Annotated in this window: 22 protein-coding genes and 1 tRNA gene; 15 read left to right on the forward strand and 8 right to left on the reverse strand. The window is 62.0% G+C overall.

Features of this window, described 5'->3' with window-relative positions; genetic code table 11:
• Positions 1-98: 98 nt before the first annotated feature.
• The 3 genes from ACIQ3Q_RS15700 to ACIQ3Q_RS15710 are packed head-to-tail and all read left to right on the forward strand — an operon-like array spanning position 99 to position 5,243.
• Positions 99-1,817 carry an ATP-dependent nuclease gene (locus ACIQ3Q_RS15700; RefSeq protein WP_396270111.1) on the forward strand — a complete coding sequence of 573 codons (1,719 nt, stop codon included), beginning with the start codon at positions 99-101 and terminating at the stop codon, positions 1,815-1,817.
• Complete coding sequence (locus ACIQ3Q_RS15705) at positions 1,814-3,997, forward strand: DNA methyltransferase (RefSeq protein ID WP_396270112.1); 2,184 nt, start codon at positions 1,814-1,816, stop codon at positions 3,995-3,997. The genes ACIQ3Q_RS15700 and ACIQ3Q_RS15705 overlap by 4 nt, the downstream gene beginning before the upstream one ends.
• Before the next feature lie 22 nt (positions 3,998-4,019).
• The gene (locus ACIQ3Q_RS15710) at positions 4,020-5,243 is read left to right on the forward strand and encodes an ATP-binding protein (RefSeq protein ID WP_396270113.1); all 1,224 of its coding nucleotides are present in this window, start codon (positions 4,020-4,022) and stop codon (positions 5,241-5,243) included.
• 52 nt (positions 5,244-5,295) lie between these two features.
• On the opposite strand, the gene mfd is transcribed toward ACIQ3Q_RS15710, so the two are convergent.
• On the reverse strand, positions 5,296-8,769 hold the full coding sequence (gene mfd / locus ACIQ3Q_RS15715) for a transcription-repair coupling factor (RefSeq protein WP_396270114.1): 3,474 nt from the start codon (positions 8,767-8,769) through the stop codon (positions 5,296-5,298).
• Positions 8,770-8,855: 86 nt separating this feature from the next.
• Here mfd and ispD point away from each other — a divergent pair, with 86 nt between their 5' ends.
• Positions 8,856-9,932 (forward strand): 2-C-methyl-D-erythritol 4-phosphate cytidylyltransferase, encoded by a 1,077-nt coding sequence (gene ispD / locus ACIQ3Q_RS15720; protein ID WP_396270115.1) that lies wholly within the window; start codon positions 8,856-8,858, stop codon positions 9,930-9,932.
• Positions 9,933-9,962: 30 nt separating this feature from the next.
• Here the strand turns inward: ispD and ACIQ3Q_RS15725 are convergent, their stop codons facing one another.
• The gene (locus ACIQ3Q_RS15725; protein ID WP_396270116.1) at positions 9,963-10,397 is read right to left on the reverse strand and encodes a TA system VapC family ribonuclease toxin; all 435 of its coding nucleotides are present in this window, start codon (positions 10,395-10,397) and stop codon (positions 9,963-9,965) included.
• A gap of 13 nt (positions 10,398-10,410) precedes the next feature.
• A complete protein-coding gene (locus ACIQ3Q_RS15730; RefSeq protein ID WP_396270117.1) occupies positions 10,411-10,647 on the reverse strand; it encodes a DUF6364 family protein in 237 nt (78 codons plus the stop codon).
• A 374-nt stretch (positions 10,648-11,021) separates the two neighbouring features.
• Between ACIQ3Q_RS15730 and ACIQ3Q_RS15735 the strand changes: the two genes are divergently transcribed.
• From ACIQ3Q_RS15735 to ispF, 5 genes are all read left to right on the forward strand, one after another.
• The gene (locus ACIQ3Q_RS15735) at positions 11,022-11,687 is read left to right on the forward strand and encodes a hypothetical protein (protein WP_396270118.1); all 666 of its coding nucleotides are present in this window, start codon (positions 11,022-11,024) and stop codon (positions 11,685-11,687) included.
• A 377-nt stretch (positions 11,688-12,064) separates the two neighbouring features.
• Entirely contained in the window at positions 12,065-12,349 is a 285-nt protein-coding gene (locus tag ACIQ3Q_RS15740; protein WP_396270119.1) for a hypothetical protein, read from the forward strand.
• Between the two features lie 125 nt (positions 12,350-12,474).
• Positions 12,475-12,708 (forward strand): hypothetical protein, encoded by a 234-nt coding sequence (locus ACIQ3Q_RS15745; RefSeq protein WP_396270120.1) that lies wholly within the window; start codon positions 12,475-12,477, stop codon positions 12,706-12,708.
• A gap of 66 nt (positions 12,709-12,774) precedes the next feature.
• Complete coding sequence (locus tag ACIQ3Q_RS15750; RefSeq protein ID WP_396270121.1) at positions 12,775-13,011, forward strand: hypothetical protein; 237 nt, start codon at positions 12,775-12,777, stop codon at positions 13,009-13,011.
• The gene (gene ispF / locus ACIQ3Q_RS15755; RefSeq protein WP_396270122.1) at positions 13,011-13,523 is read left to right on the forward strand and encodes a 2-C-methyl-D-erythritol 2,4-cyclodiphosphate synthase; all 513 of its coding nucleotides are present in this window, start codon (positions 13,011-13,013) and stop codon (positions 13,521-13,523) included. Before ACIQ3Q_RS15750 ends, ispF begins: the two co-directional genes overlap by 1 nt.
• A gap of 136 nt (positions 13,524-13,659) precedes the next feature.
• Here ispF and ACIQ3Q_RS15760 read toward each other — a convergent pair whose 3' ends face one another.
• Positions 13,660-15,069, reverse strand: coding sequence for an ATP-binding protein (locus ACIQ3Q_RS15760; RefSeq protein WP_396270123.1), 1,410 nt, complete (start codon positions 15,067-15,069; stop codon positions 13,660-13,662).
• A gap of 28 nt (positions 15,070-15,097) precedes the next feature.
• Positions 15,098-15,832: a two-component system response regulator OmpR gene (gene ompR / locus ACIQ3Q_RS15765; protein WP_396270124.1), complete on the reverse strand. Its 735-nt coding sequence runs from the start codon at positions 15,830-15,832 to the stop codon at positions 15,098-15,100.
• 156 nt (positions 15,833-15,988) lie between these two features.
• On the opposite strand from ompR, the gene ACIQ3Q_RS15770 reads away from it, so the two are divergent.
• Positions 15,989-16,723, forward strand: a complete 735-nt coding sequence (locus tag ACIQ3Q_RS15770) for an SIMPL domain-containing protein (protein ID WP_396270125.1) — start codon at positions 15,989-15,991, stop codon at positions 16,721-16,723.
• Positions 16,724-16,830: 107 nt separating this feature from the next.
• Here ACIQ3Q_RS15770 and ACIQ3Q_RS15775 read toward each other — a convergent pair whose 3' ends face one another.
• Positions 16,831-17,613 (reverse strand): 3-hydroxybutyrate dehydrogenase, encoded by a 783-nt coding sequence (locus ACIQ3Q_RS15775; protein ID WP_396270126.1) that lies wholly within the window; start codon positions 17,611-17,613, stop codon positions 16,831-16,833.
• An 80-nt stretch (positions 17,614-17,693) separates the two neighbouring features.
• On the opposite strand from ACIQ3Q_RS15775, the gene ACIQ3Q_RS15780 reads away from it, so the two are divergent.
• From ACIQ3Q_RS15780 to ACIQ3Q_RS15800, 5 genes are all read left to right on the forward strand, one after another.
• Positions 17,694-18,569 carry an alpha/beta fold hydrolase gene (locus ACIQ3Q_RS15780; RefSeq protein WP_396270127.1) on the forward strand — a complete coding sequence of 292 codons (876 nt, stop codon included), beginning with the start codon at positions 17,694-17,696 and terminating at the stop codon, positions 18,567-18,569.
• Between the two features lie 56 nt (positions 18,570-18,625).
• A complete protein-coding gene (locus ACIQ3Q_RS15785; RefSeq protein WP_396270144.1) occupies positions 18,626-20,860 on the forward strand; it encodes a RelA/SpoT family protein in 2,235 nt (744 codons plus the stop codon).
• 131 nt (positions 20,861-20,991) lie between these two features.
• Positions 20,992-21,681, forward strand: a complete 690-nt coding sequence (locus ACIQ3Q_RS15790; protein WP_396270128.1) for a PEP-CTERM sorting domain-containing protein — start codon at positions 20,992-20,994, stop codon at positions 21,679-21,681.
• Between the two features lie 43 nt (positions 21,682-21,724).
• Positions 21,725-21,801 (forward strand) — tRNA-Val (locus ACIQ3Q_RS15795).
• 151 nt (positions 21,802-21,952) lie between these two features.
• Positions 21,953-22,333: a BLUF domain-containing protein gene (locus ACIQ3Q_RS15800; protein WP_396270129.1), complete on the forward strand. Its 381-nt coding sequence runs from the start codon at positions 21,953-21,955 to the stop codon at positions 22,331-22,333.
• On the opposite strand, the gene ACIQ3Q_RS15805 is transcribed toward ACIQ3Q_RS15800, so the two are convergent.
• Positions 22,330-23,190 carry a DMT family transporter gene (locus tag ACIQ3Q_RS15805; RefSeq protein WP_396270145.1) on the reverse strand — a complete coding sequence of 287 codons (861 nt, stop codon included), beginning with the start codon at positions 23,188-23,190 and terminating at the stop codon, positions 22,330-22,332. The two genes, ACIQ3Q_RS15800 and ACIQ3Q_RS15805, sit on opposite strands and share 4 nt — an antisense overlap.
• Before the next feature lie 65 nt (positions 23,191-23,255).
• Entirely contained in the window at positions 23,256-24,395 is a 1,140-nt protein-coding gene (locus tag ACIQ3Q_RS15810) for an ABC transporter substrate-binding protein (protein ID WP_396270130.1), read from the reverse strand.
• Positions 24,396-24,397 lie beyond the last annotated feature (2 nt).

Raw genomic sequence — 24,397 nt, forward strand, 5'->3', positions numbered from 1 at the left:
ACGAGGTACGGCTTCGTCTACGTCGATCAAGAGAGCTTTGAGCAACACAAGCCCACGAGCTTCGCAGGCCTGGTGAGCGCTTTTCGGGAGTATCAAACATGATCACCCACTTCAAAATCACCAATTTCAAGCGCCTCGGTTCCGTCGAGTTGGAGCTGGGCAATGCTGCCGTGTTCATTGGGCCCAACAACTCTGGCAAGACCACCGCTTTGCAAGCCTTGGCATTGTGGGACGTGGGTTGGCGTCGATGGGCTGAGAAGCGGGACAAGAGCTCACCCGCTGAGCGCAAAGGCGTCACCATCAACCGCCGCGACTTGTACGCCATTCCCGTCCCTAACGCCAAGTTGCTCTGGAACGGACTGCGCACCCACGCCCAAGACAAAGTCGCTGACAAAACAGGCAAGGTGTACATCACGCTGGAAGCGCAAGGGCTGGATGGAGACAAGCCGTGGTCCTGCGCACTTGAGTTCTATTTTGCGAACGAGGAGTCGTTTTACTGCCGTTTGAAAGACAGCGACGACGGGAAAATCCCCGAAGGGGCCCGCAAGCATTCGGTGGTGTTTTTGCCTCCCATGTCGGGTTTGGCCGCCAGAGAGCACCGCAAAGAGCCAGGTGAGATCAATGTCTTGATTGGTGAAGGCCAGACGGCGCAAGTGTTGCGCAACCTCTGCTGGCAACTGTTCACCCGCGAGGATCGAACCGGCTGGAAGACCCTGGTCAATCACATGACCAGCTTGTTCCACATCCAGCTCCAAGAACCGACCTACGTCAAAGAGCGTGCGGAGTTGACCTTGACTTACAAGGACCAACAACGCGACAGTGTCGAGCTGGATCTCTCATCCTCTGGACGAGGGTGCCAACAGGTGTTGATGCTCTTGGCTTTCATGTTGGCCAACCCTGGCTCCGTGCTCTTGCTGGATGAGCCAGACGCCCATCTGGAGATTCTGCGCCAGCGTGATGTGTACAACCTGCTGACGGATATTGCCGCGCAGAGTGATTCTCAGCTCGTGCTGGCAAGCCATTCGGAAGTGGTTTTGCAAGAAGCGGCCGAACGCGATGTGGTGATTGCTTTTGTCGGCAAACCCCACCGCATCGACACCCGAGGTAGAAGCCAAGTCAAGAAGTCGCTGGAAAGCATTCGAATCGCCGACTATTACCTGGCAGAACAAAAAGGGTGGATGCTTTATCTGGAAGGGTCTACGGACTTAGCCATCCTTCGCCGATTGGCTGTGCGCCTGAACCATCCTGCCCAGACAATTCTGGAAGGCTCGGTTCCGGTCAATTACCTCAGCAGCAATCAGCCCCAAGACGCGCGCAACCATTTTCAGGGGCTGCGTGAAGCAAAGCCCGACCTCCTGGGTATTGCATTGTTTGACCGCCTGGATAAAGAGTTGCACCCGGGCGGCCTAGGGCTGGCCTTGCACATGTGGTCACGTCGCGAGATAGAGAACTACCTGGTGACGCCTGAAAGTTTGCTGGGGTTCGTTAACCTGGGCTTGTCCGATGACGACTTGCTAGAGCAAGCGGAGCGCCATAACCGCAGCGAGATCATGCAAATCTGCATCGCCGAGATGGTGGCCGCCTTGAAGGTGGCGCGCCGCCCCGACCCCTGGGGCCCAGACATCAAGGTGACGGACGAGTTCCTGGACCCCCTGTTTGAAAACTATTACCAGCGTTTGGGCACCCCTCAACAGACCTACAAACGCGACTACCACGCCCTGGCCGACGCCATGCCGCTTGCGCAAATCGACCTGGAAGTCATTCAGATGCTCGACGCCATTGCCGAGGTGGCCCACAACGCGAAGCCGCAAACATGAGCAAATTCAAAAAGACCTACGACCTCAGCGAGGCCGAGCAACGCGACCTGTTCAACCTGATCCAGCAAGGCAAGGCCCTGCCCGAGAAATACCGCTTCATCCTGTTCGAGGACAAGCGTGAAGTGGAGCTGGTGTGGAACGGCAAGACCCGGGATGTGTGTACCACCGTGCTGCCTTTCCAGACGCTGGAGCACATCGACGAGCCCCGCCAAGAGACCAAGACTCAGGGCGACCTCTTCGACAGCCGGGGGCGGCAGATGAAGGGCTGGTCCAACAAGTTGATTTGGGGCGACAACAAGCTGATCTTGTCGTCATTGAAAGCGGGCCCACTGCGCCAGCAGATCGAGGACGCGGGCGGCTTGAAGCTGATCTACATCGACCCGCCATTTGATGTGGGGGCTGATTTCTCGATGGACATTGAGATCGGGGGCGAGACGTTCCACAAGGAGGCGAACCTGCTCGAACAGATCGCCTATCGAGACACCTGGGGGCGTGGGACCGACAGCTTCATCGCCATGATGTACGAGCGGCTGGTTCTGATGCGCGACCTGCTTGCCCCAGACGGCAGCATCTTCCTGCATTGCGACTATCGAGTCAGTGCATTGGTGCGGCTTGCCATGGACGAGATTTTCGGTCGAGAGCGTTTCAACAACGAGATCATCTGGAAGTACTCGGGCGGCCGTCTCGGAAAGCGCTTCTTTGGTCGGAAGCACGACAACATTTTTTGGTACGCGAGAGGCGACTCGTGGACCTTCCACCCAGACCGCGTGCGAGACGAGTACGCGGCGGCAACAGTCGAGCGGTTCAGCAGCACGATCCGAAACGTCAGAAACGGGGAGGACTTCGGCGAGCAAAGTCTGAACCCTGACGGCAAGTTTCCAGAGGATGTTTTCACGATCTCGATTGAGGCACCGTCCGCCCATATTCGGACAGGCTATCCGACCCAAAAGCCTGAGGCCCTGCTGGAAAAAATCATGCTCGCTTGCAGCGACGAGGGCGACCTGGTGGCCGACTTCTTCATTGGCTCAGGCACTACCGCTGCGGTTGCAGAGCGTCTTGGACGTCGATGGATCGCCACTGACCTCGGCAAGTTCGGTATCCACACCACCCGCAAGCGTCTCATCGGTGTGCAGCGTGAGTTGAAAGCCGCCGAGAAGGACTTCCGAGCCTTCGAGGTCTTGAACTTGGGCCGCTATGAGCGGCAGGCCTACCTCAACCTCGGTGGCCGCCTGACTGCTGAACAGAGGTCAGCAGCCTTGAATCAGAAAGAATGCGAGTTCCGCGACCTGATCTTGCGCGCTTACAAGGCGAGCCCGCTAGGCGCGGAAGGTGCCGCTCAGGACGGTTTCTTCCACGGTGCCCGCAATGGCCGCCTGGTGGTCATCGGGCCGATCAACCTGCCCGTGGGCCGTTTGTTTGTGGAGGAGGTCATCACCGAGTGCCGCAAGCGGGGAGCCTCGCGGGTGGACATCCTGGCCTTTGAGTTCGAGATGGGCCTGTTCCCGGCGGTGCTGGAGGAGGCCCGCAGCAAGGGCATCGATCTCAGCCCCAAGTACATCCCGGCAGAGGTTTTTGACAAGCGGGCGGTGGACAAGGGCCAGGTGGTCTTCCACGACATCAGCTTTGTCGAGGCCACGCCCCGCTATGACAAAAAGAACAAGCTGGCCTTGACGATTGAGTTGAGCGACTTCTCGGTGTACTACACCCAAGGGGCTGCGGATGCCGCCATTGCAGCACTGAAGGAGGGCAAAAGTGATGTGATTTGCGAGCAGGGCCAGCTCTACAAAATCAGCAAGAGCAAAGAGGGCGTGGTGACTCGGGAGCGGCTGACCAAGCACTGGACCGACTGGGTGGACTACTGGGCCGTCGACTTCGACTACCTGCAGCGCAAAGAGATCATCAAAGTGCCGGTGGGCACGGGTCTTGGCGGTGTGGCCAGCCTAGAAGGCTTTGAGCACCCGCAAGGTGTGCTGGCCTTGCCGGAGTTTGAAGAGCGATGGACGGGAGGCTATATCTTCGAGAACGAATGGCAGAGCTTCCGCACCCGCCAAAGCCGTGAGCTGGAATTGGCCACCGCCGTACACACCTACGACCGCGCTGGCCGATACACCGTGGCGGTCAAGGTCATTGATATCTTCGGTAACGATACGATGACCCTGATTCCAGTGAATGTGGGCTGAACAAGCTGAGGGGATGGTGAGCATGAACCCGTTGACCGATGAAGACCTTCTCGCACTGCTGGGCGACCTTGAAAGCGACCGGGTCGAGCGCAAGCAGGCGTGGAGCGGCAGTGTGGCGGACAAGGCGCGGGAGGCGATTTGTGCTTTTGCCAACGATTTGCCGGGCCATGGCCTGCCGGGCGTGTTGTTCTTGGGTGCGAGTGATGACGGGCAAGCGCTGTCTCAGCCGCTGGACATCAGTGATGAACTTCTGCGCACCCTGGCCGACATCAAAAGTGACGGGCGCATCGTGCCGCAGCCCACCATGACGGTGGAGCGCCGTGTGTTGCAAGGGCAGGCGGTGGCCGTGGTGTGCGTGTGGCCGGCAGACGCCCCACCCGTGCGCTACAACGGGCGCATTTGGGTGCGCACGGGGCCGCGTCGGGACTTGGCAAGTGCGCAGGATGAGCGCATCTTGAACGAGCGAAGACGTCATAGAGATCAACCTTTTGACCTGCGGCCCGTGCCCGGCGCCAGCATGGCTGACCTGAGCCTGAGCCTTTTTGCAGAGGACTATTTGCCGCAGGCCTTTGCCCCCGATGTGCTGGCGGCCAACGAGCGCAGCATGGAGCAGCGCCTGTCGGCTTGCCGCATGGTGGACTCGGCCGACACCTTGTGCCCTACCGTCTTGGGGGCGCTTTGTTTGGGGCGCCAGCCGACCCGGCTGTTGCCCGGTGCGTACGTGCAGTTCTTGCGGATTCAGGGGCGTGAATGGGGCGACGCTGTGGAGGATGAGGCCCTGTTGGACGGGCCACTGCCTCAACTGGCTGCAAGGCTGGATGACAAGCTGGCTTCGCACAACCGGGTCAAGGTGGAGTTCACCTCCCAAACGGTGGAGCAACGGCATTACCTGTACCCTCCAGCCGCCTTGCAGCAGGTGACCCGCAATGCTTTGATGCATCGGACTTATGAGGCCACCCATGCACCGGTGCGGGTGTACTGGTTTGATGACCGCATCGAGGTCATGAGCCCGGGCGGCCCGTTTGGCTTGGTGACGGTGAGCAATTTTGGGCAAGCCGGGGTCACCGACTACCGCAACCCTCACTTGGCCGAGGCGATGAAGGTGTTCGGCTTGGTGCAGCGCTTTGGTGTGGGCTTAAGCCTTGCGCAAAAGGCGCTGCGCGAGAACGGCAACCCGCCCTTGCGCTTTGAGGTGTCTGCCCAAATGGTGCGGGTGACGCTCTTTGCCGCGCTGGCACAAGGCTGATTGAGCGCTGCGGCCGCGCCTTCTTCGTCGGTTTGCGTCTGCAAGGTGGGCATCAAGCCGCCCGCACCGGCTGGCCCAACGAGCGCAAGATGTCGCGCATGAAATCGGCCCGAGCGCGGGGCTCGGCGATCTCGCGCTCGATGCGCAGCTTGTCATTGCCCGCCAGTTTGACGTGGCGGTTCTTTTGCACCAGCTCGATGATGCGCATCGCATCAATGGGCGGGTTGGGCTTGAAGGTGATGCTCATCAGGCGCGGCCCGGCGTCGATCTTCATCACGCCATAGGGCTTGGCCTGGATGCGCAGGCGGTGGGTGTCGAAAAGGGTTTGGCCTTGGGTGGGCAGTTTGCCAAAGCGGTCGGTAATCTCTTCGAGCAGCAGCTCCAAGTGCTCTGGCCGCTCGGCGCTGGCCAGCTTTTTATAGAGCGAGAGGCGGGTGTGCACGTCGCCGCAGTAGGCGTCGGGCAGCAGGGCGGGGCTGTGCAGATTGATCTCGGTGGTGGCGCCAAACACGGCGCTGTGAGGGCTGAGCAGGTCGGGCTCTTCGCCCTTTTTCAGTGCCCGCACGGCTTCGCTCAACATTTCGTTATAGAGCTGGAAGCCCACTTCCATCATATTGCCGCTCTGGTGGTCTCCCAGCACCTCACCGGCACCGCGAATCTCCAGGTCGTGCATGGCGAGGTAGAAGCCCGAGCCCAGCTCTTCCATCTCTTGAATGGCCGTCAGGCGCTGGCTGGCCTGCTTGGTCAGGCCTTCCACATCGGGCACCAGCAAGTAGGCATAGGCCTGGTGGTGGCTGCGGCCCACGCGGCCCCGCAACTGGTGCAACTGGGCCAGGCCAAACTTGTCAGCCCGCGCAATGATGATGGTGTTGGCGCTGGGCACGTCAATGCCGGTCTCGATGATGGTGGAGCACAGCAGCACGTTATGGCGTTGGCCGGTGAACTCGCGCATCACCCGCTCCAGCTCGCGCTCGGGCATTTGGCCGTGGGCCACGGCAATGCGGGCCTCGGGCACCAGCTCTTGCAGCTTCTGGCGCCGGTTTTCGATGGTCTCGACCTCGTTGTGCAGGAAGTACACCTGCCCACCGCGCTTCAGCTCCCGCAGCACGGCCTCGCGGATGGTGCCGCTGCTCTCGCTGCGCACAAAGGTTTTGATGGCCAGGCGGCGCTGCGGCGCCGTGGCGATCACACTCAGATCGCGCAGGCCCTCCAGCGCCATGCCCAAGGTGCGGGGGATGGGTGTGGCGGTCAGGGTCAACACATCGACCTCGGCACGCATGGCTTTGATGGCCTCTTTGTGACGCACGCCAAAGCGGTGTTCCTCGTCGATCACCAAGAGGCCCAGGCGCTTGAACTTCACATCCTTTGACAGCAGCTTGTGCGTGCCCACCACGATGTCGATGGTGCCGGCCTCCATGCCTTCCAGCGCGGCCTTGACCTCTTTGGGCGTGCGAAAGCGGCTCAGCTCGGCCACCTTGACGGGCCACTTGCCAAAGCGATCGACGATGGTTTGGTAGTGCTGTTCAGCCAGCAGCGTGGTGGGCGCCAAGATCGCCACCTGCTTGCCCCCATGCACCGCCACAAAGGCGGCACGCAGCGCCACCTCGGTCTTGCCAAAGCCCACATCGCCGCAGACCAGCCGGTCCATGGGCTTGGGCGAGATCATGTCTTGGATGACGGCGTGGATGGCCGCGCGCTGGTCCGCCGTTTCTTCAAAACCAAAGCTGGCGGCAAAGGCTTCGTAGTCGTGCGGCGAGAAGCGGTGGCTCATGCCCTCGCGCGCAGCGCGCAGGGCATAAAGGTTGAGCAGCTCGGCGGCAGTGTCGCGCACTTGCTCGGCCGCCTTGCGGCGCGCCTTCTCCCACTGGCCAGAGCCCAGGCGGTGCAAGGGGGCCTCGTCCGCGCTCACGCCCGTGTAGCGGCTGATGAGGTGTAGTTGGCTGACGGGCACATACAGCGTGGCGTCGTCGGCGTACTTGAGGTGTAAGAACTCGCTGGCGCCGTCGGTGCCACCGCTCAAGTCAATGTGCACCAAGCCCTGGTAGCGGCCAATGCCATGGGCCGAGTGCACCACCGGGTCGCCCACCTTCAGCTCGGAGAGGTCTTTGATCAGCGCATCGACATTGCTGGTCTGCTCTTGCTTGCGGCGGCGGCGGGCGGTGGGCGCTGTGGCAAACAGCTCGGTCTCGGTGATGAACTGCAGCGAGCGGGCGGGATTGGCCGCAGGCTCGTGCCAATGAAAACCGGCCGCCAGCGGTGCGGCGGCGATGGCCACCTTCTCATCGCCCGCGTCAAACTCCGCCAGCGTGTCCACACTGGGGATGCTGATGCCGTGGTCGCGCAGCATCTCCAGCAGGCTTTCGCGGCGGCCGTCGCTTTCGGCCAGCAGCAGCACGCGGTGCGGCGTCTCGCGCAGGTGCTTCTCCAGCGTGGCCAGCGGCTCGGTGGCGCCACGGTCGGTGGAGATGTCCGGCAGGGGCCGGGCCCAATCCACGGCCTCGTTGCCGCGCAGGGCCAGGGCAGCGTGCTCGTTGCAGCGGGCAAAGAACTCTTCCACCCGCAGGTAGATGGACTCGGGCGGCAAGATGGGCCGCTCGGGGTCGTGCTGCAAAAAGCGGTGGCGCTCGCGGGTGTCTACCCAAAAGCGCTGCAGGGCTTCGTCCACCTCGCCGTGCAGCACCAGATGCGTTTGTTGGTGGCTGCCGATGTACTCAAAAATACTGGCGGGCTCGTCAAAGAACAGCGGCAGGTAGTACTCAATGCCGGCCGTGGCGATGCCTTGGGCGATGTCCTTGTAGATGCGCGAGCGGGTGGGGTCGCCTTCCATCTGCTCGCGCCAGCGCTGCCTGAAGCGGGTGCGCGCCGCGTCGTCCATGGGGAACTCGCGCCCCGGCAACAACTGCACGGAAGGCACGGGGTAGAGGCTGCGCTGGGTGTCGGGGTCAAAGGTGCGGATGGAGTCGATCTCGTTGTCGAACAAGTCCACCCGGTAGGGCACGTTGGAGCCCATGGGAAACAGGTCAATCAGCCCGCCGCGCACGGCATATTCACCGGGCGAGACGACCTGGCTCACATGGCTGTAGCCCGCCAGCGTCAACTGGCTTTTCAGCGCGGCTTCATCGAGCTTGGCCTTTTGCTTGAACTGAAAGGTGGTGCCGGCCAAAAAGCTGGGGGGGGCCAAGCGCGTTAGCGCTGTGGTGGCGGGCAGCACTACCACATCCACTTCACGCTGGTGGATGCGCCACAGCGTGGCCAGCCGCTCCGAGATCAGGTCTTGGTGCGGGCTGAAGGTGTCGTAGGGCAGGGTTTCCCAGTCCGGGAAGATGGCCACCCGCAGGCCCGGCGCAAAAAACGGCAGTTCTTCGGCCAGGCGCTGGGCGTCGGCGGGCTCGGCCGTCATCACCACCAGGGTGCGCTGCTCGGCCACCCGCGCCTGGGCCATCTGGGCCAGCAGCAGCGCGTCGCCCGAGCCGATGGGGCGGGGCAGGGTGAAACGTTTGCCAGGGGCGATGACGGGCAGTTGCATGAAAAGCGTGGGGCAGAAATGACAACACGCCCCTAGCCTCAGAGCAGGGGGCGCATCAAAGCAGGGGATTCTAGAATCTCCCACCTATGACCACCTATTCTGTGGGGGCCGAGCCCCGTTGTTTTGCGCTGGTGCCCTGTGCGGGCACTGGCAGCCGCGCTGGCACCTTAGGGCCTAAGCAGTATCAGCCCGTAGGCGGCCAGCCGCTGGTGGCCCACACCCTGCAAGCCCTGGCCAAAGTGCCGCGCATTGCCGCCACCCTGGTGGTGCTGGCACCCGACGACATTCAGTTTGAAGAAGACTTAGGTGAGGGCGAGACTGAGCACCTGTGGCTGGCCAAGGTGGGCGGTGCCACCCGGGCCGAGACCGTGGCCAATGGCCTGAATGAGCTGCGTGCCCGTGGCGCCCAGCCGCAAGACTGGGTGCTGGTGCACGACGCGGCCCGCTGCCTGCTGCGCCCCGAATGGGTGGACCGCCTGATCGACGCCTGTTGGGACGATGAAGTCGGCGGCCTGCTGGCCTTGCCCCTGGCCGACACGCTGAAGGCGGAGGAGCCCGGCACCGAGCGCATCACCAGCACCCTGGACCGCACCGGCAAATGGGCCGCCCAAACCCCGCAGATGTTCCGCCTGGGCCTGCTGGCCCCGGCCCTGGCCTTTGCCGGTGAGCAAGTGACCGACGAAGCCAGTGCGGTTGAGCGTCTGGGCCACAGCCCAAAGCTCGTGCGCGGCGACTATGAAAACTTCAAAGTCACCTGGCCGGGCGACTTTGCCTTGGCCGAGCGGCTGTTGGCCAGCCAACAGCGCGGCCCCGAAGTGCGCGCCTTTGTGCCAGCCAAAGACTTTGCCCAGTCTCAGCGCTTTTACGCTGACCTGGGCTTCAGCCAAGAGTTTGCTCATGGCGATATCGCGGGCTTCCGTTGGGGCCAAACGGCCTTCTTGCTGCAAGACTTTTTTGAACCCCAACACGCCCACAACTTCATGATGCACCTGATGGTGGACGACCTCCACGCCTTCCATGCCCAGCTGCTGCGCAAAGGCATCGCCGCGCAATACGGCGTGAAGATCAGCGAGCCCGAACAGCGCCCTTGGGGCCTGCTGGACATGACCCTGCACGACCCCAGCGGGGTGCTGTGGCGGGTGGCGCAGCGGATGGTGGGGTGAGGCTGCTGAGCCAGAAAGGCCCAGCAACGCTCAAGGCCTGAGGCGGGTGAATTGCGATTTTGGCAATAGCTGTTTGAAGTCGCCGTCGAAACTCACCAAGTGTTCACCCTGGTGCAACACGGCGGCAGCCAGCCAGGCATCGGGCACCGCATTGGCGCTGAGTTTTTGGGTGCTGCACAGGGCACCCAAGGTGGGCCACTCAGGCCCCAGGTTCGCCAGGCTGACGCCTGGAGATTGCAACAAGGCCTCGACAAATTGCACAGCGTGTTCCGGCGGTGTCGGGTTTGGAAACAAGCGGCTGTTGGTAGCCAACCGAATGAAGCTGGCCACCACCATGGGTTGCAAGCTGAAGCGGGTGCCCTGACTGGCGGCGATCAGAGCGGTGTTGAGCCAAGCCAGCGCAGCAGTGTGGTGAGGATGGTCGCTGCGCGAGGCCGCGAGCAGCACATTGACATCGGGCGTCATGGTGGGCCCTCAGTCAGTCAGCGTCCGCAGCGTCCAATAAAGCTTTGTTACTGACGGGGTTGATGCCCGGTTTGATGCCGCCACGCCCGGCGTAAATGGGCAGCTTGACTGCCTTTGGCTTGACATGTGCCTTGCCCAGGCGCAGTTGCAGCCCCTCTTCAACCAAACGAGTCAGCGTCGTCTTTTGCTCAACCGCCAAAGACTTGGCTTGCTGCACCAGCGCATCGTTCAGAACCAACGTGGTTTTCATTCGAGAGCCTCTTTCGTACAGATTTCTGTATTTTAGGCTTGCGCACTGTAAGCATCAATCGGTTTGCCGCTACGCATTCCTCGGCGGCCAGCCGTGGAACGCCTTTGCGTCGGTGGCAGCAAGGAGCGCTATGCTAGCCGTGCAAAAAGGAGACTTGGCATGCTCACCATCCGCCTGACCCCGGAGCTAGAGCTGCGGCTCAATCGCCTAGCCAAAGAAGCGGGATGGACCATGACTGCTTTGGCCAGACAGGCCACCTCGCAGCCCCTCGACGATTTGGAAGCGGATTACTTGGCTGACGCTCGAGCTCGCAAGGGGCGTAAGGCAAATGTCTTATGTGCTCAATCCAGATCACCCCGTGAATTGAGGCCTGAATGTCTGAATTGAAGTCGCTGCTGTTGCGGTTTGATAGTGCCCTGGAGCGGTTCTCACCAGGCTTGCTGGCAAGTCTGCCTGGCCCGGTCTCAGGCATCGATCTGCAAGCGCTGGAGGCTGGGCTGGACTTCCCTCTACCCGATGAGATTAGGACTCTGCTTGATCACCATGATGGCAGCGGCCAGCACTGTGTCTTTGCTGCGGGATTTCCTTATCGCATGCTGTCGGCCCGCGAGATGCTCGACACTCACAGTGTGGAAGTCAGGCTGTTTGAGGAGCGGTATCAAGAGCGACTGCGTGAAAGATGCCTACCGAATCCTGAGTGGGTGAGCTCCCATCCGTTTGTGGACTGGAAGTTCCACCCAAGCCGCCTGACGATCGGCATCACGATCATGGGAGATTCCTTTGTCTGGGATGGTCTGCCCGGCGGGATAGGGTCAGTTGGCCAACTGCTGGAGGTCGCCAAATATGGAGCGGTCGGACTGGCAGCAGGTAGCCTGACGGAGTACCTGACGGCACTGCTGGACCAAGTCGATCAAGGCCTGGTGATCTGGTCTAGCACGGACCAGGAGCCTTTGGGCTGGCGATCTAGCGTTGACCTAGAAACCACCGATGTTTGGGATCTGCTTCCGCAGTATCGAAAGTATGGAAATGTCCTTGGATGAGATGCGTGCCTTTTGGGCAAAGTTTGATCGTGTGGTCGCTGTTCATGCACCTGATCTTTTTGAGCAGATGGCTCCCCCGGCAGGGAAAGACGACATTGTGGCCACGGAGCGGGCGCTTGGCTTCGCGCTGCCCCCCCATCCTTAGAAACAGTTACGCACACCACAATGGATCAGGCGATGCCTGGTTCTTCCCGGGCGCATACGGTACTTGGCGCCCGATTGCAGAATTGCCGACTTTGTATGCCAGTATCCCAACTACATCGGTTCGAGTTAAGCGTCACCGGGGTACTGGCGCTCGGATAGATGATGAATGGATCCAGAACAATCTACTGCAACCCTGGCCATATCACCCAAAGAGAATGCCGTTCATTCGCACCATGAGCAAAGAGGTGATGGCCGTTGATCTGTTTCCCGGCGGGACGGGATGCATTGAGCAGATCGTACACGTCGGAAAGTCGCCACCTTCCATAGCGCTATTTGCCAAGAGTTGGATCGACCTTTTGAATCCTCTGGTGGATGGCTTGGCCGACGGCTCCATCTACTGGGGTGTTGAGAATGAAACCGTGAACGTGGTGTCCTGGCACTTCACCAAGACGCGGCGGCCTGTCGAAGTATTCGACTTCTACCCTCAGGGATGTTGGCTCGGTTACCTGCACAACTGAGTGCAGATTGCTTGCGGGTGCCCGGCGGTTCATTCAGTGCGAATTTTCTAGCTCTATGACGCAGCTTGACACACCCAGCTTGGCCTCGCTAGATTGCTGAAATCTTCAACAACACAGGCTCCGCCATGAGGATCATGACCTTCAGCGTGCCCGAAGAGGTGAAGAAGGCCTTTGACCAGACTTTTGCCGGGCATAACAAGAGCGCGGTAATGACCGAGCTTTTGAAGGACGCTGTGGCCCAGCAAGCCCAGCACCAAGCCCGCCAAGCGGCGGCCCAGCGGCTATTAGGCCGTTTGGCACAAGCGCCAGTCACCAGCGCGGAAGACCTAGCCCGGGCGCGGCGTCTGGTCCGGGCTTGAGCGTGGGGAGCCCCACCTCGCCCCCGCAGTGGGTGCTGGATGCCGGCCCGCAAAGCGTCGGAGACTATGCTGCAAGATTGGGCGGACTTGATGGCCTCGCACCTGTCTGTAGAGGGCGACGCCGCTTTGCTCGCTGAAGCCATGGCGCTGGCCCAGCACTTGGACCCCCACCTATTGGACACCATCTATCATGCCCTGGCCTTGGCCGCCCCTGTTGCAGTGCCGCTGACAGCCGATGGCAGCATGGTGGCGCATCTGGGCAGCCTGGAACGCCTGCAACACTACTCTTTGACTGGATCGTGATGACCCTTGCCCACTCTTCTTTGTTGAACATCCGCATCGGCGAAGGCTGGGATACCCATGCGCTCGTCGTCGGTCGACCCTTGGTGCTGGGCGGCATCACCATCCCCCACAGCCATGGGCTCTTGGGCCACTCTGACGCTGACGCGCTGCTGCATGCCATCACCGACGCGGTGCTGGGCGGCGCTGGCTTGGGCGATATTGGGCGGCACTTTCCGGACACTGCTGTTGAGTTCAAAGGCGCAGATTCAGCCGTGTTGCTGGCCGAGGCCATGCGGCGCGTGCGCGCTGCGGGCTGGCAGGTGGGCAATGTGGACTGCACTATCGTGGCCCAGGCGCCCAAGATGGCACCGCACATTGCGGCCATGCAGGCACGCATTGCCGAGGTGTTGGGGGTGGCGGTGAGCCAAGTGAACGTCAAAGCCAAGACGGCCGAGAAAATGGGGCCGGTGGGCGAGGGCAGGGCGATTGAGACGCGGGCGGTGTGCTTGCTGGTGGGCATTGAGGGTGCTTGAGGGGGTTTGAAGACCGCCACAGAGGCACAGAGGCACAGAGGCACAGAGGCACAGAGGCACAGAGGCACAGAGGCACAGAGACACGGAGGGATACAGGCGGTGCCGGGGGGGCTGATGGGCGTGGTGCCCTTTGGGCTTAGTCGGCGCGCTTCAGCCGAATGTGAGCCACCAGGCCCGTGTCTCGCGCATTGGCCAAGGCCAAGTCACCACCGATGCGCTGCAGGGCCTTCTTGACGATGGCCAGGCCCAGCCCGGCACCCGTGGCGGCGGTGCGGGCGGCGTCACCCCGGAAGAAGGGGGTGGTGAGCTGGTCCAGCTTTTCGGGGGCCACGCCTTGGCCGTAGTCGCGCACGGTGATGATGACGGTGTCGCCGGCCTGCACATGGCTCACCTTGACGCGGGCAATGCCGGTCTCGGGCGTGCGGCCATATCGGCGGGCGTTTTCAAACAGGTTGGAGAAGATGCGGGCGAGTTCGGTCTCGTCACCTTGCACCATCAGCGCGGGGGGCAGCTTCAGAGTGATGCGAATTTGCGTGGTGTCGCGGAAGGCCGAGGCTTCGCGCTCGATGACGGGCACCAGGTCGACCTTGAAGATGCGGGTTTCGTCGGGCCGCGCGTAGTCCATGAACTTGTCGATGATGGCGTCGAGCTGGTCGATGTCTTGCGCCATGTTGCGGCGGGCTTCTTCGTCATAGACGCTGATTTCGGCCTCCAGGCGCAGGCGGGCCAGCGGGGTGCGCAGGTCGTGGCTGATGCCGGCCAGCATCACCGCGCGCTCTTGCTCCACCTTGGCCAGCTCTCGGGCCATGCGGTTGAAACCCATGTTGACGGTGCGAATCTCGCTGGTCAGCGTGGTCTCGTCCAAATGAGACTCAAACTCACCTTCCCGGATGCGGCTGGCCGCAAAAGAGAGTTCTTGCAGCGGGCGGTTGATCAGCCGCGCAATCGCCACCGAGCCCAGGATGGTGGCGGTAAAGGCAATGCCCACCCAGATCAGCCAGGTGTCGACTTGCATTTGCTGGTGCAGGCGCGAGACATCGGCTTGCAGCCAGTAGGGTGCGCGCTCGATCTCAAAGCCAATCCACAGGCCGGGTTTGCCGTTCACACTGCTGGCGATCACCACCTCTTTGCTGAGGCGGGTGCGCAGGTCAGCGGCCACCAAACGGGTGAAGCGGTCGGTCTCGAAGGGCTCCCACTGGTCAGTAGGGCCACGCGGGCGCAGGCTGACGCCTTCTTGCTCGCTCATGGTCTTGACGGCTGCTACCCTGTTGATCGGGTCGGCATAACGCAGCGCGGCGCTCGACAAGTTCACCAAGCTGGCAATTTGCTGCGCCGCTTGCACGGCGCGCGGCTCAAACTCCAGCTGCCTCAGGGTTTGCACCCACGCAGCAATGCCGCCGCCCAGCAAAATGGCCAGCAAGAAAAAGGTGCGCCAGAAGAGGTTGAGTGCAAATGGCGTCCGGGTGGACGCCTTGCTGCGAGAAGGGCTCTTCTTAGGCTTGACGAGGGGGCGCGAGGGGGGCGGCGAGCCCGTGCTGAGACTCATTCCAATTCCACGTCAGGGATGGAGGGGGTCAAGCGTTGTCACCGGGCACAAAGACATAGCCCACGCCCCACACGGTTTGGATGTAGCGGGGGTTGGAGGGGTCGGGCTCCAGCATCTTGCGCAGGCGCGAGATCTGCACGTCGAGCGAGCGGTCAAAGGGCTCAAACTCGCGGCCACGGGCCAGTTGCGCCAGTTTGTCGCGCGACAGGGGCTGGCGCGGGTGGCGCACCAGGGCCTTGAGCATGGAGAACTCGCCGGTGGTCAGCGTGATCTGCTCGCCATTGCGGGTGAGGCGGCGCAGCGAGAGGTCAAACTCAAACGGGCCGAAGGTGACGATCTGCGGGTCTTTGGCGGGCGCGCCGGGGGCTTCAGGGGCCGGGCGACGGCGCAGCACGGCATGGATACGGGCCAGCAGCTCACGCGGGTTGAAGGGCTTGGGCATGTAGTCATCGGCACCCACCTCCAGGCCGACGATGCGGTCCACATCTTCGACCTTGGCGGTCAGCATGATGATGGGCGTGGTGTCGGCGGCGGCGCGCAGGCGGCGGCAGATGGAGAGGCCATCTTCACCCGGCAGCATCAGGTCCAAGACGATGAGGTCGATGGTCTCGCGCGTCAGCAGGCGGTTCAGCGCCTTGGCGTCCTCGGCCAGCAGAACTTCGAAACCTTCCTGGGTGAGGTAGCGGCGCAGCAGGTCGCGGATACGGGCGTCGTCGTCAACGACGACGATACGGTCTTGGCGTGCATTGCTGTTGGCGTTCATCCCAACTCCTGAATTTGTAACAGCCTCGATTCTGGCCCTTTGCGCCCGGGTTTTTGAGGTGAATGCGGTCTGTTACATTTCATTTTTCCGAGGTGAAACCCTAGTTTGAAGGGGATCAGCCGTCATCCTGCCATTGATCTTGGGCGTTGTGCCGCCATGACTATCACTTCCTCCTCCCTTCGTGCCCGCCGCGCAGCCAGCCTGCTGGGCGGTGCTTTGTCGGTCTTGTTGGCCTCGGGGGCCAGCGCGCAGGCGGTGGCTCCGCAGCCGCAAGGCGTTTTAAACCTTTCCGCCACGGCCACGGTCGATGTGCCCAAAGATTGGATGATGCTGGTGCTGTCGGTTGCCAAAGAAGGTAGCGACGCCAATGCTGTGCAAAACCAGCTCAAAGTCGCTGTAGACAGCGCCTTGGTGGAAGCTCGCAAGCAAATGAAGCCTGGCCAGCTCGAAGTACAAACCGGCGCGTTTTCTATTTTTCCGCGCTACAACAATAAGGGGGTGATCAACGGCTGGCAGGGCAGCACCGAGGTGCAAATCCAAGGCCGTGACATGGCCACCATTGGCCAGCTCACCGGCAAGATCGCCAGCATGACGATTGCCAACGTCAGCTACAGCGTCTCGCGCGAAACCCGCGAAAAGATGGAAGCCGAAGTCACAGCCATGGCGATTGCGCGCTTCAAGGCGCAAGCCGAACTTCAGGCCAAGGCCTTTGGCTATGCGGGCTATAGCTTGCGCGAAGTCTCCGTGGCCTATGAAGCGCCAGAGAGTGGCCACCCGATGCCGATGCGGGCCATGAAGATGGCGATGGCCGATGCCGCCCCCGAGATGCCGGTTGAGGCCGGCAAGGGCAGCATCAGTGCCACCGTCTCCGGCAGCGTACAGCTCAAGTGATTCCGTCTCTCATCATCCGTGTCCTTGTTGCTTCGCCTCGCGCGTGCTACAGCACTGCCTTCGGCTTCGCGCCTAGACACGAATGATTTGGAAACGGAATTTGGGCTTTACTGAGCGACCCAGCCGCCATCCATATTGATGGCGGTGCCGCGCAGGTTGTTGGCGGCGGGTGAGCACATGAAGATGGCCATGGCGGCCAGCTCTTCGGGTGTGGTGAACTGCTGCGAGGGCTCTTTCTCAGCCAGCAAGCGGAGCTTGGCTTCGTCGTTGCTCACGCCGTCGTCCAGCGCGCGGGCATCGACTTGCTTTTGCACCAGCGGGGTCAGCACCCAGCCAGGGCAGATGGCGTTGACCGTCACCGGGGTGGTGGCGGTCTCCAGGGCCACGGCCTTGGTGAAACCGATGATGCCGTGCTTGGAGGCCACGTACGCCGACTTGTTGGCGGAGGCCACCAAGCCATGCACCGAGGCCACATTGATGATGCGGCCCCAGCCACGGGCCTTCATGCCCGGCAGTGCCAAGCGCGTGGTGTGAAAGGCCGAGCTCAAGTTGATGGCGATGATGGCGTCCCACTTCTCAGCGGGGAAGTCATCGACCGGCGCCACATGCTGGATGCCCGCGTTATTGACCAAGATATCCACAGCGCCAAACTCGGCCTCGCAAGCGCGCACCATGGCTTCGATCTCGGCGGGCTTGGTCATGTCTGCCCCGTGGTAGCTGACACGCACGCCGTGGGCCTGGCCGGCTTGGCTGACCTCGGCCTTGGCGGCGTCAATATCGCCAAAACCATTGAGCATTACGTGGGCGCCTTGTTCGGCCAGCGCACGGGCCATGCCGAGGCCAATGCCACTGGTGGAACCAGTGACCAGCGCGGTTTTTCCTTTGAGCATGCAGAAATCTCCTGAAGGGGTTGCTACAGTGATTATCCGCACAGCTTGCTTTAAGGACGCTTGCAGGCGCCCCAAACCCTATGAACACCACTTCCCAGCCCCGCCAACGCTTCGTGCAATGCCTCAATGCGCGGGGTCTGCACCGCATGGCCTACACCGAGTGGGGCGACCCCGCTAACGACAAAGTGTTGGTCTGCGTCCACGGTCTCACGCGCCAGGGGCGGGACTTTGACGTGCTGGCCCAAGCCATGAGTGCCGAATACCGGGTCGTCTGCCCCGATGTGGTGGGGCGTGGTCACTCCGATTGGCTGCCCGACCCCATGGGTTATGCCATTCCCGCCTATGTGGCCGACATGGTCACGCTCCTGGCGCGGCTGGAAGCCCAAACGGTGCACTGGGTCGGCACCTCTATGGGTGGACTGATCGGCTTGGGCGTGGCTGCGCTGCCCAACTCGCCCCTTCAAAAATTGGTGCTCAATGATGTGGGGCCACGCATTGAGGCGCAGGCCTTGATCCGCATTGGCCAGTATCTGGGCTTGCCGGTGCGCTGGAAGACGGAAGATGAAGCCGCAGATCAGCTCTGGGCCATCTCACAAGGCTTTGGCCCGCACAGCCGCGAGCAATGGCTGGCCCTGACCCGGCCGCAGTTGCGGCCTGAAGGCGACGGCTTCAAGCCGCATTACGACCCCGCCATTGCCCTGCCTTTCAAAGCCATCACCCCTGAGCTGGCCGCCCAGGGCGAAGCCATGCTGTGGTACAGCTATGAGCAACTGCGCGGCCCGACCCTGCTGATTCGCGGCGGCCAGTCCGACTTGCTGACTGCTGAGACGGCCCAAGCCATGACGCAGCGCGGCCCCAAGGCCGAGCTGATCGTGTTTGAAGAAGCGGGCCACGCGCCCACGCTGGTGCAGCCGCATCAGGTGGCGGCGGTGCGGGAGTTTTTGTTGAGGCCATGAAGAGCGACGGACATTCCAGCAGCCCGGCAGCGCCCATCGTGGCGCTGGCCGGGGACATGCTGCGCGCGGATGGCCGTCCGGCCCATGTCAGCAATGCTGCGGCCGCAGATGCAGCCGCGCGCGCAGCACTGGAAGAGGGCCAAGCGGCGCTGCTGCGCGCCCGGCAGTTTGCTGAGCCACTGCTGACGGGCCAGCAGCTCGATACGGGTGAAGATGCCTTTGCCCACGCCAGCGCGGTGGCCGACATCTTGCGCGCCATTGGCGGTGCGCCCAGCCTGCAGGCCGCCGCTTTTTTGGTGTATGCGGGCGACTTCTTGCAGCGCCCGGAAGACGTGATCGAGAAGGCCTTCGGGCCGTCCTATGCCAGCCTTGTGACGCTGACGCGAAAGCTGGTGCAGATTCAGCGTGCAGCGCGGGAGGCGCAGGTCGATGACGAGCTGCAGGCCCAGCAAACCGAGCGGGTGCGCAAGATGTTGCTGGCGTTTTCGCGCGACTTGCGCGTGGTGCTGCTACGCCTAGCCTCGCGCCTGCAAACGCTGCGTTGGTATGCGGCGGCACGCCTGCCATGCCCCCACACCCTGGCCGACGAAACCAGCCGCGTGTTTGCGCCGCTGGCCAATCGCTTAGGCATTTGGCAAATCAAGTGGGAGATGGAAGACCTGGCCTTCCGCTTCCAACATCCCGACGAATACAAGCGCATTGCCAAACTGCTGGCTGAGAAACGCGTAGAGCGCGAAGCCAGCGTCGAGGCTGTGCGCAAGCAGTTGGCGGCAGACCTGCAAGCCCACGGTGTGCCCGCCGTGGTGCATGGGCGGCCCAAGCACCTCTACAGCATCTGGAAAAAGATGCAGGGCAAGCGCCTGGATTTTGAGCGGGTGATGGACGTGCGCGCGCTGCGCGTGGTGGTGGCCGATGTGCCCGCCTGCTATGCCGCGCTGGCGCGTGTGCATGAGCGCTACAGGGCTGTGGAAGGCGAGTTCGACGACTACATCGCGCGCCCCAAGGCCAATGGCTACCGATCCCTACACACGGTTGTGCGGGGAGAAGATGGCCGCGCCATTGAGGTGCAGATCCGCACCTACGAGATGCACGAGCACGCTGAGTACGGCGTAGCGGCCCACTGGGCCTATAAAGAGGCCGGTGCCAAGGGCTATGCCGGGGTGAGTGCTGCCGGCGATTATGAAGGGCGCTTGAGCGAAGCCCGCAAGGCCGTGTTGCGGCAGTTGCTGGCCTGGGAGCGCGACTTTTCAGGGCAGGCCGTGTCAGCGGAAGGGGCGGCGCTGGACGATCGCATCTATGTCTTCACGCCGCAAGCCACGGTGATCGAGTTGCCAGCAGGGGCAACGCCCATCGACTTCGCCTATGCGCTGCACACCGACCTGGGCCACCGCTGCCGTGGCGGCAAGGTGGATGGCGCGATGGTGCCGCTCTCAACGCCCCTGGCGAACGGCCAGACGGTGGAGGTGGTGACCATCAAAGAAGGCGGTCCGTCTCTGGATTGGCTGAACCCTGAACTGGGCTTTTTGAAGAGCCCCAGGGCTCGGGCCAAAGTCCGAGCTTGGTTCAACAGCCAAGCTCAAGCCAGCACCATCGCCAAAGGCCGGGAGTCGGTGGAAAAGCTCTTGCAGCGCGAGGGCCGCACAGCGCTGAAGTTGGACGATTTGGCCAGCCAGTTGGGCTTCAAGGATGCGCAAGCCTTGTTCGAGGTGGTGGGCAAGGATGAGTATTCGCTGCGCAACATCGAGCAACTGCTACGGCCGCCTGAGCCCGTGGCGCCCGAGGATGAAGTGCCGCTGTTCCGCCGCAAGCCCGGCGCGCCCAGCCGAGCACCGGGCGGCGTGCTGGTGGTGGGGGTTGAAAGCCTGCTCACCACCTTGGCCAAGTGCTGCAAGCCCGCACCGCCGGACGCCATTGGGGGCTTTGTGACGCGAGGGCAGGGCGTGGCCGTGCACCGCGCGGATTGCACCAACTTCAGGCATATGGCGCAGCGCCTGCCGGAGCGTGTGCTGCCCGTGGCCTGGGGCCGTGACCTTGCCCAGAGCGAGGCCATGTACCCTGTGGATGTGGCTGTCGAGGCCGCCGACCGACAGGGCTTGCTGCGCGACATCACCGAGGTCTTTGCCAAAGACAAGACCAATGTGGTGGGCGTCCACACCCAAACCGTGCGTGATGCCAATGGGCAGACTGCTTGGATGACTTTTACGGTTGAAGTGGCCGATGTGGCGAGGCTGGCGCAAGTCTTGGCGCAGGTGCGTCGTGTCGCGGGTGTGCAACAAGTGAAACGGAAGTAGTTCACGTCAGCACACCTTGAACCGAAAGTTAACAAGTTGTATCTTTAGTCGTGGTTTAATTTGCTGACCTTATTGTTCTGATCTTGGCCGTTAACCGCAAAGATCTGCACGTTTTGTAGTTGGGGAACACCGTGAACGCTCGTCATTACCTCGCCCTTGCTTTGGCTGCCAGTGCTGCTTGCGCCCAGGCGCAATCCACCGAAGAGCCCACCAATTTGCTTGTAGACGGCAGTTTTGAGTTGGCCAACCAGGCTGCAGGCACCTGGGGCTTTTATAAGGGCAGCCCGGCTACCGGTTGGTACGCTGTCGGCGATAACTCCTTGATCGAGTTGCGGAACAACCTCGTGGGTACTGCTCAGAGCGGCAGCAGCTTCGCTGAGTTGGACTCTCAAAGTGCCAACTCCACGATGGCCCAGGACTTTGCCACGGTGGCAGGGCAGACCTACTACCTGTCTTTTTACTACTCCAGCCGGCCGGCCTCTGATGTCTACAACGGCCCGTGCTGCTCTGTTGTTCCGGCGGAATCCAATGGCTTGAGCTTCAATGTGGGCGCGGGTTGGACGGCTGCGCCAGCCTTGGGGGCGAATCAGAGCTATGACAACGTCTGGAACTACTTCACCACCAGTTTTGTGGCCGCCAGCACCAGCACCACGCTCAGCTTCATGGCCACTGGCCTGAGTGACACGTTTGGCACCTCTCTGGACAATGTGAAGGTGTGGACGGACACGCCACCCGTGCCTGAGCCAACCACCCTGGCCCTGATGGTGGCGGGCCTGGTGGCTGTGGGTGCGCGGGTCCGCCGCCAACAAAAATCTCGCTGATTTGCGATAAAGCCTAAAAAGTGGCTATACTGAGAGGCTCAGCAGGCGCGTAGCTCAGTTGGTTAGAGCACCACCTTGACATGGTGGGGGTCGTTGGTTCGAATCCAATCGCGCCTACCAAAATTCTGCTGTTGCCAAACCCCTGGTTTCTGTGATGAAACCAGGGGTTTTTTGCTTTGGGCCGCCGCCGTCAGTCTGTGTTCAATTTCCGCGCGTAGCATGCGCGCGTTTTGAATTCATGGCGGTAGAGCATGAGCGCTACTGAGAGACTGTGCTGGAACGTCTGCTGTACCGTAGCCAAGCCACCCACAAGCTGGGGTCGCTGCACTTGTTCACTTTGTTGGCCCGTGCCCGCGAGCGCAATCTGCGCTTGGGCATCACCGGCCATTTGCTCTACTTGGACGAACGGTTCGTGCAGTGCATTGAGGGGCCACCGTCGTCCATAGAAACGCTGTGGCAGCGCTTGCAACGGGATGACCGGCACTTCAACTTAGAGATTTTGGCGCGCGGCCCTTTGGATGTGCGGCGCTTTCCGGACTGGACCATGGCGTTTTCAAGCTACGCGTCATTTCGGCGCTTTTCCTTGCCTGGCTTCTTCCCCATTGATGAGCAGGGGATGAACGAGTTCACTGAGCGCTGCGTCCGCACTTAGGCTTCGCTGGGCCAAGTGGCCAATAACAGGCCAAGCAAGGCCAAGCACAGGGCCAGACCTTGCGCCATGCCCAAAGGCTCGGACAGGAAAAGAACACCGACCGCACAGGCCGAGATGGGCAGCAGCACGCTGAAGACACCCGCGCGTTGAGCGGGTACCCGCTGCAGGCCAATCATCCATAGCCACACGGTGACAACGCTTGCGGCCAAGGCGTAGAACAAGAGCAGGCCCCATGAGGGCAGCGCCACACTGCTGAAGTCAAACTGGCTAGCCTGCCAGAGCCCGAGTGGCGTGACCAAAGCCAAGCCCCAGAGGTTGATGAGCGCACTGATGCGCTTGGGGGACACCTGGGCGGTCAAGCGTTTGCCAATCACCACATAGCAGGCTTCGCAAAACACCGCGCCCAGCAGCAGCACGTGGCCCCAAAGCGGGCCGATGCTGGATGTTGAAGTGTGTTGCGGTGCACCACTGGGGCGAGCCAGCGCCAGCATGCCCATACCGCAGACGGCCAAGCCGATGCCCGCCAAGACCAAGGGACGAATCCGTTCGCCCAAGAAGAACCAGGAGAGCAGGGCCACCATGGCAGGAATGCCTGCCATCATCACCCCAGCGGAGACGGCCGAGGTGGCGGCAACCCCATACAACATGCAGATCGAAAACAGGAAGTTGCCCAGAAAGCTCTCTAAAAACAAAAGACGCTTTTCTTTGGGCCCCAAGGCCGGCTCATCTGCACCACGGCGTAACCAGCCCGCCATCGCCAAAGCTGCGATGCCAAACCGCAGCCAGGCCAACAGGAAGATGGGGAAGATGGCGACCAGCACTTTTGACAAGCCGACATAGCTGCCCACCAGCGCCATGCTGAGTGACAGGGCGCCGTAGGACAACCAAGGAACCGCACCGGAGGAGCGAAAGCTAGACGGGCTCAATGTCGTACGCGCCCTGATTGGTCGTAAACCGTGAGGCTGACATGTTGTGCCATCTGGCGCCGGGCGGAGTCCCACTTCAGCGTAAAGCCACCCATATCCCAGTTGCCCAGTGACTCCAAGGCCGACAAGAACTGATCCCGCGTGCCATTGCGCGGCATTCGTCGCAAGGCCTCCAACAGCGTCTGAGCCACCATCCAACCTTCTAGAGAGGCATGTTCCGGTTTAGAACCAGCGGCCCTTAAGCGCTGCAGATAGGCCGCAACCACGGGCTTGGCAGCGTCTGTGGGCGAGGGCACAACCTGCGTCAATGACAGCCCAGCGGCATCACTGCCCAATTGGGTGGCCAACGCGGCCGAGCCGCTCAGGCTGGTGCCGTAGCAGCCGCCTCTAAAGCCCGCTTTGCGCAAGGCCCGCCACACGGCGCCCGTGCTGCCATAGGCAGCCAAACTCACGACGACTTGCGGCTTGGCCTCCAGCAGTTGCTTGGCGGCGGGCGCAATGTCGTTTTGCCCCAGCGCAGACTCGCCGGTCGAGTTACGCGCCACCTTGGCCACGGTGACCGGTGCGGGCAGCTTGGCGGCTTGCAAGACTTGCTGCAAGGCGAGCAGGCCGGCCTCGCCGTCTGCATCGGTTTGTTGCAGCACGGCCAGGCGGTCCCACCCCATGGTGCTGAGGGTGCGCACGATCAAGGCCAATTCGGCCGATTGTTCTGCCCGCCAAGTGATCAAGCCTCGCGGAGGCGCCTGGCGCAAGAACTCCGCACCACTCAGCGGCGCAATCATCGGCACACCGGCTTTGAGCGCCAGTGGCAGGCTGCGCCGGACGGACTCCGCGCCGACATAGCCCACCAAGGCAAACACAGCTTCCGCGCCAATCAGGTCTTGGGTGTTGGCGGCGGCCATGTCGGCCTCATAGGCGTCGTCCAAGCTAATCAGCTCGATGCTGCGGCCTTGCACACCGCCGGCGGCATTGACCTGATCAAAGGCCATCTGCAAGCCGCGCTGGTACTCAATGCCCAGGTGTTGCGCGGCCCCGGAGATAGGTACCGATTGGCCCAATCGAATGACATCCTTCGGCGGCGCTGCCCAGCTCAGCCCCTTCGCCGAGGCTGCCGTCAGGCCAACCAAGCCTTGCAAGA

It is taken from the genome of Ideonella sp. (assembly GCF_044358605.1).
In the GTDB taxonomy this organism is placed as follows: Bacteria; Pseudomonadota; Gammaproteobacteria; order Burkholderiales; family Burkholderiaceae_C; genus Ideonella.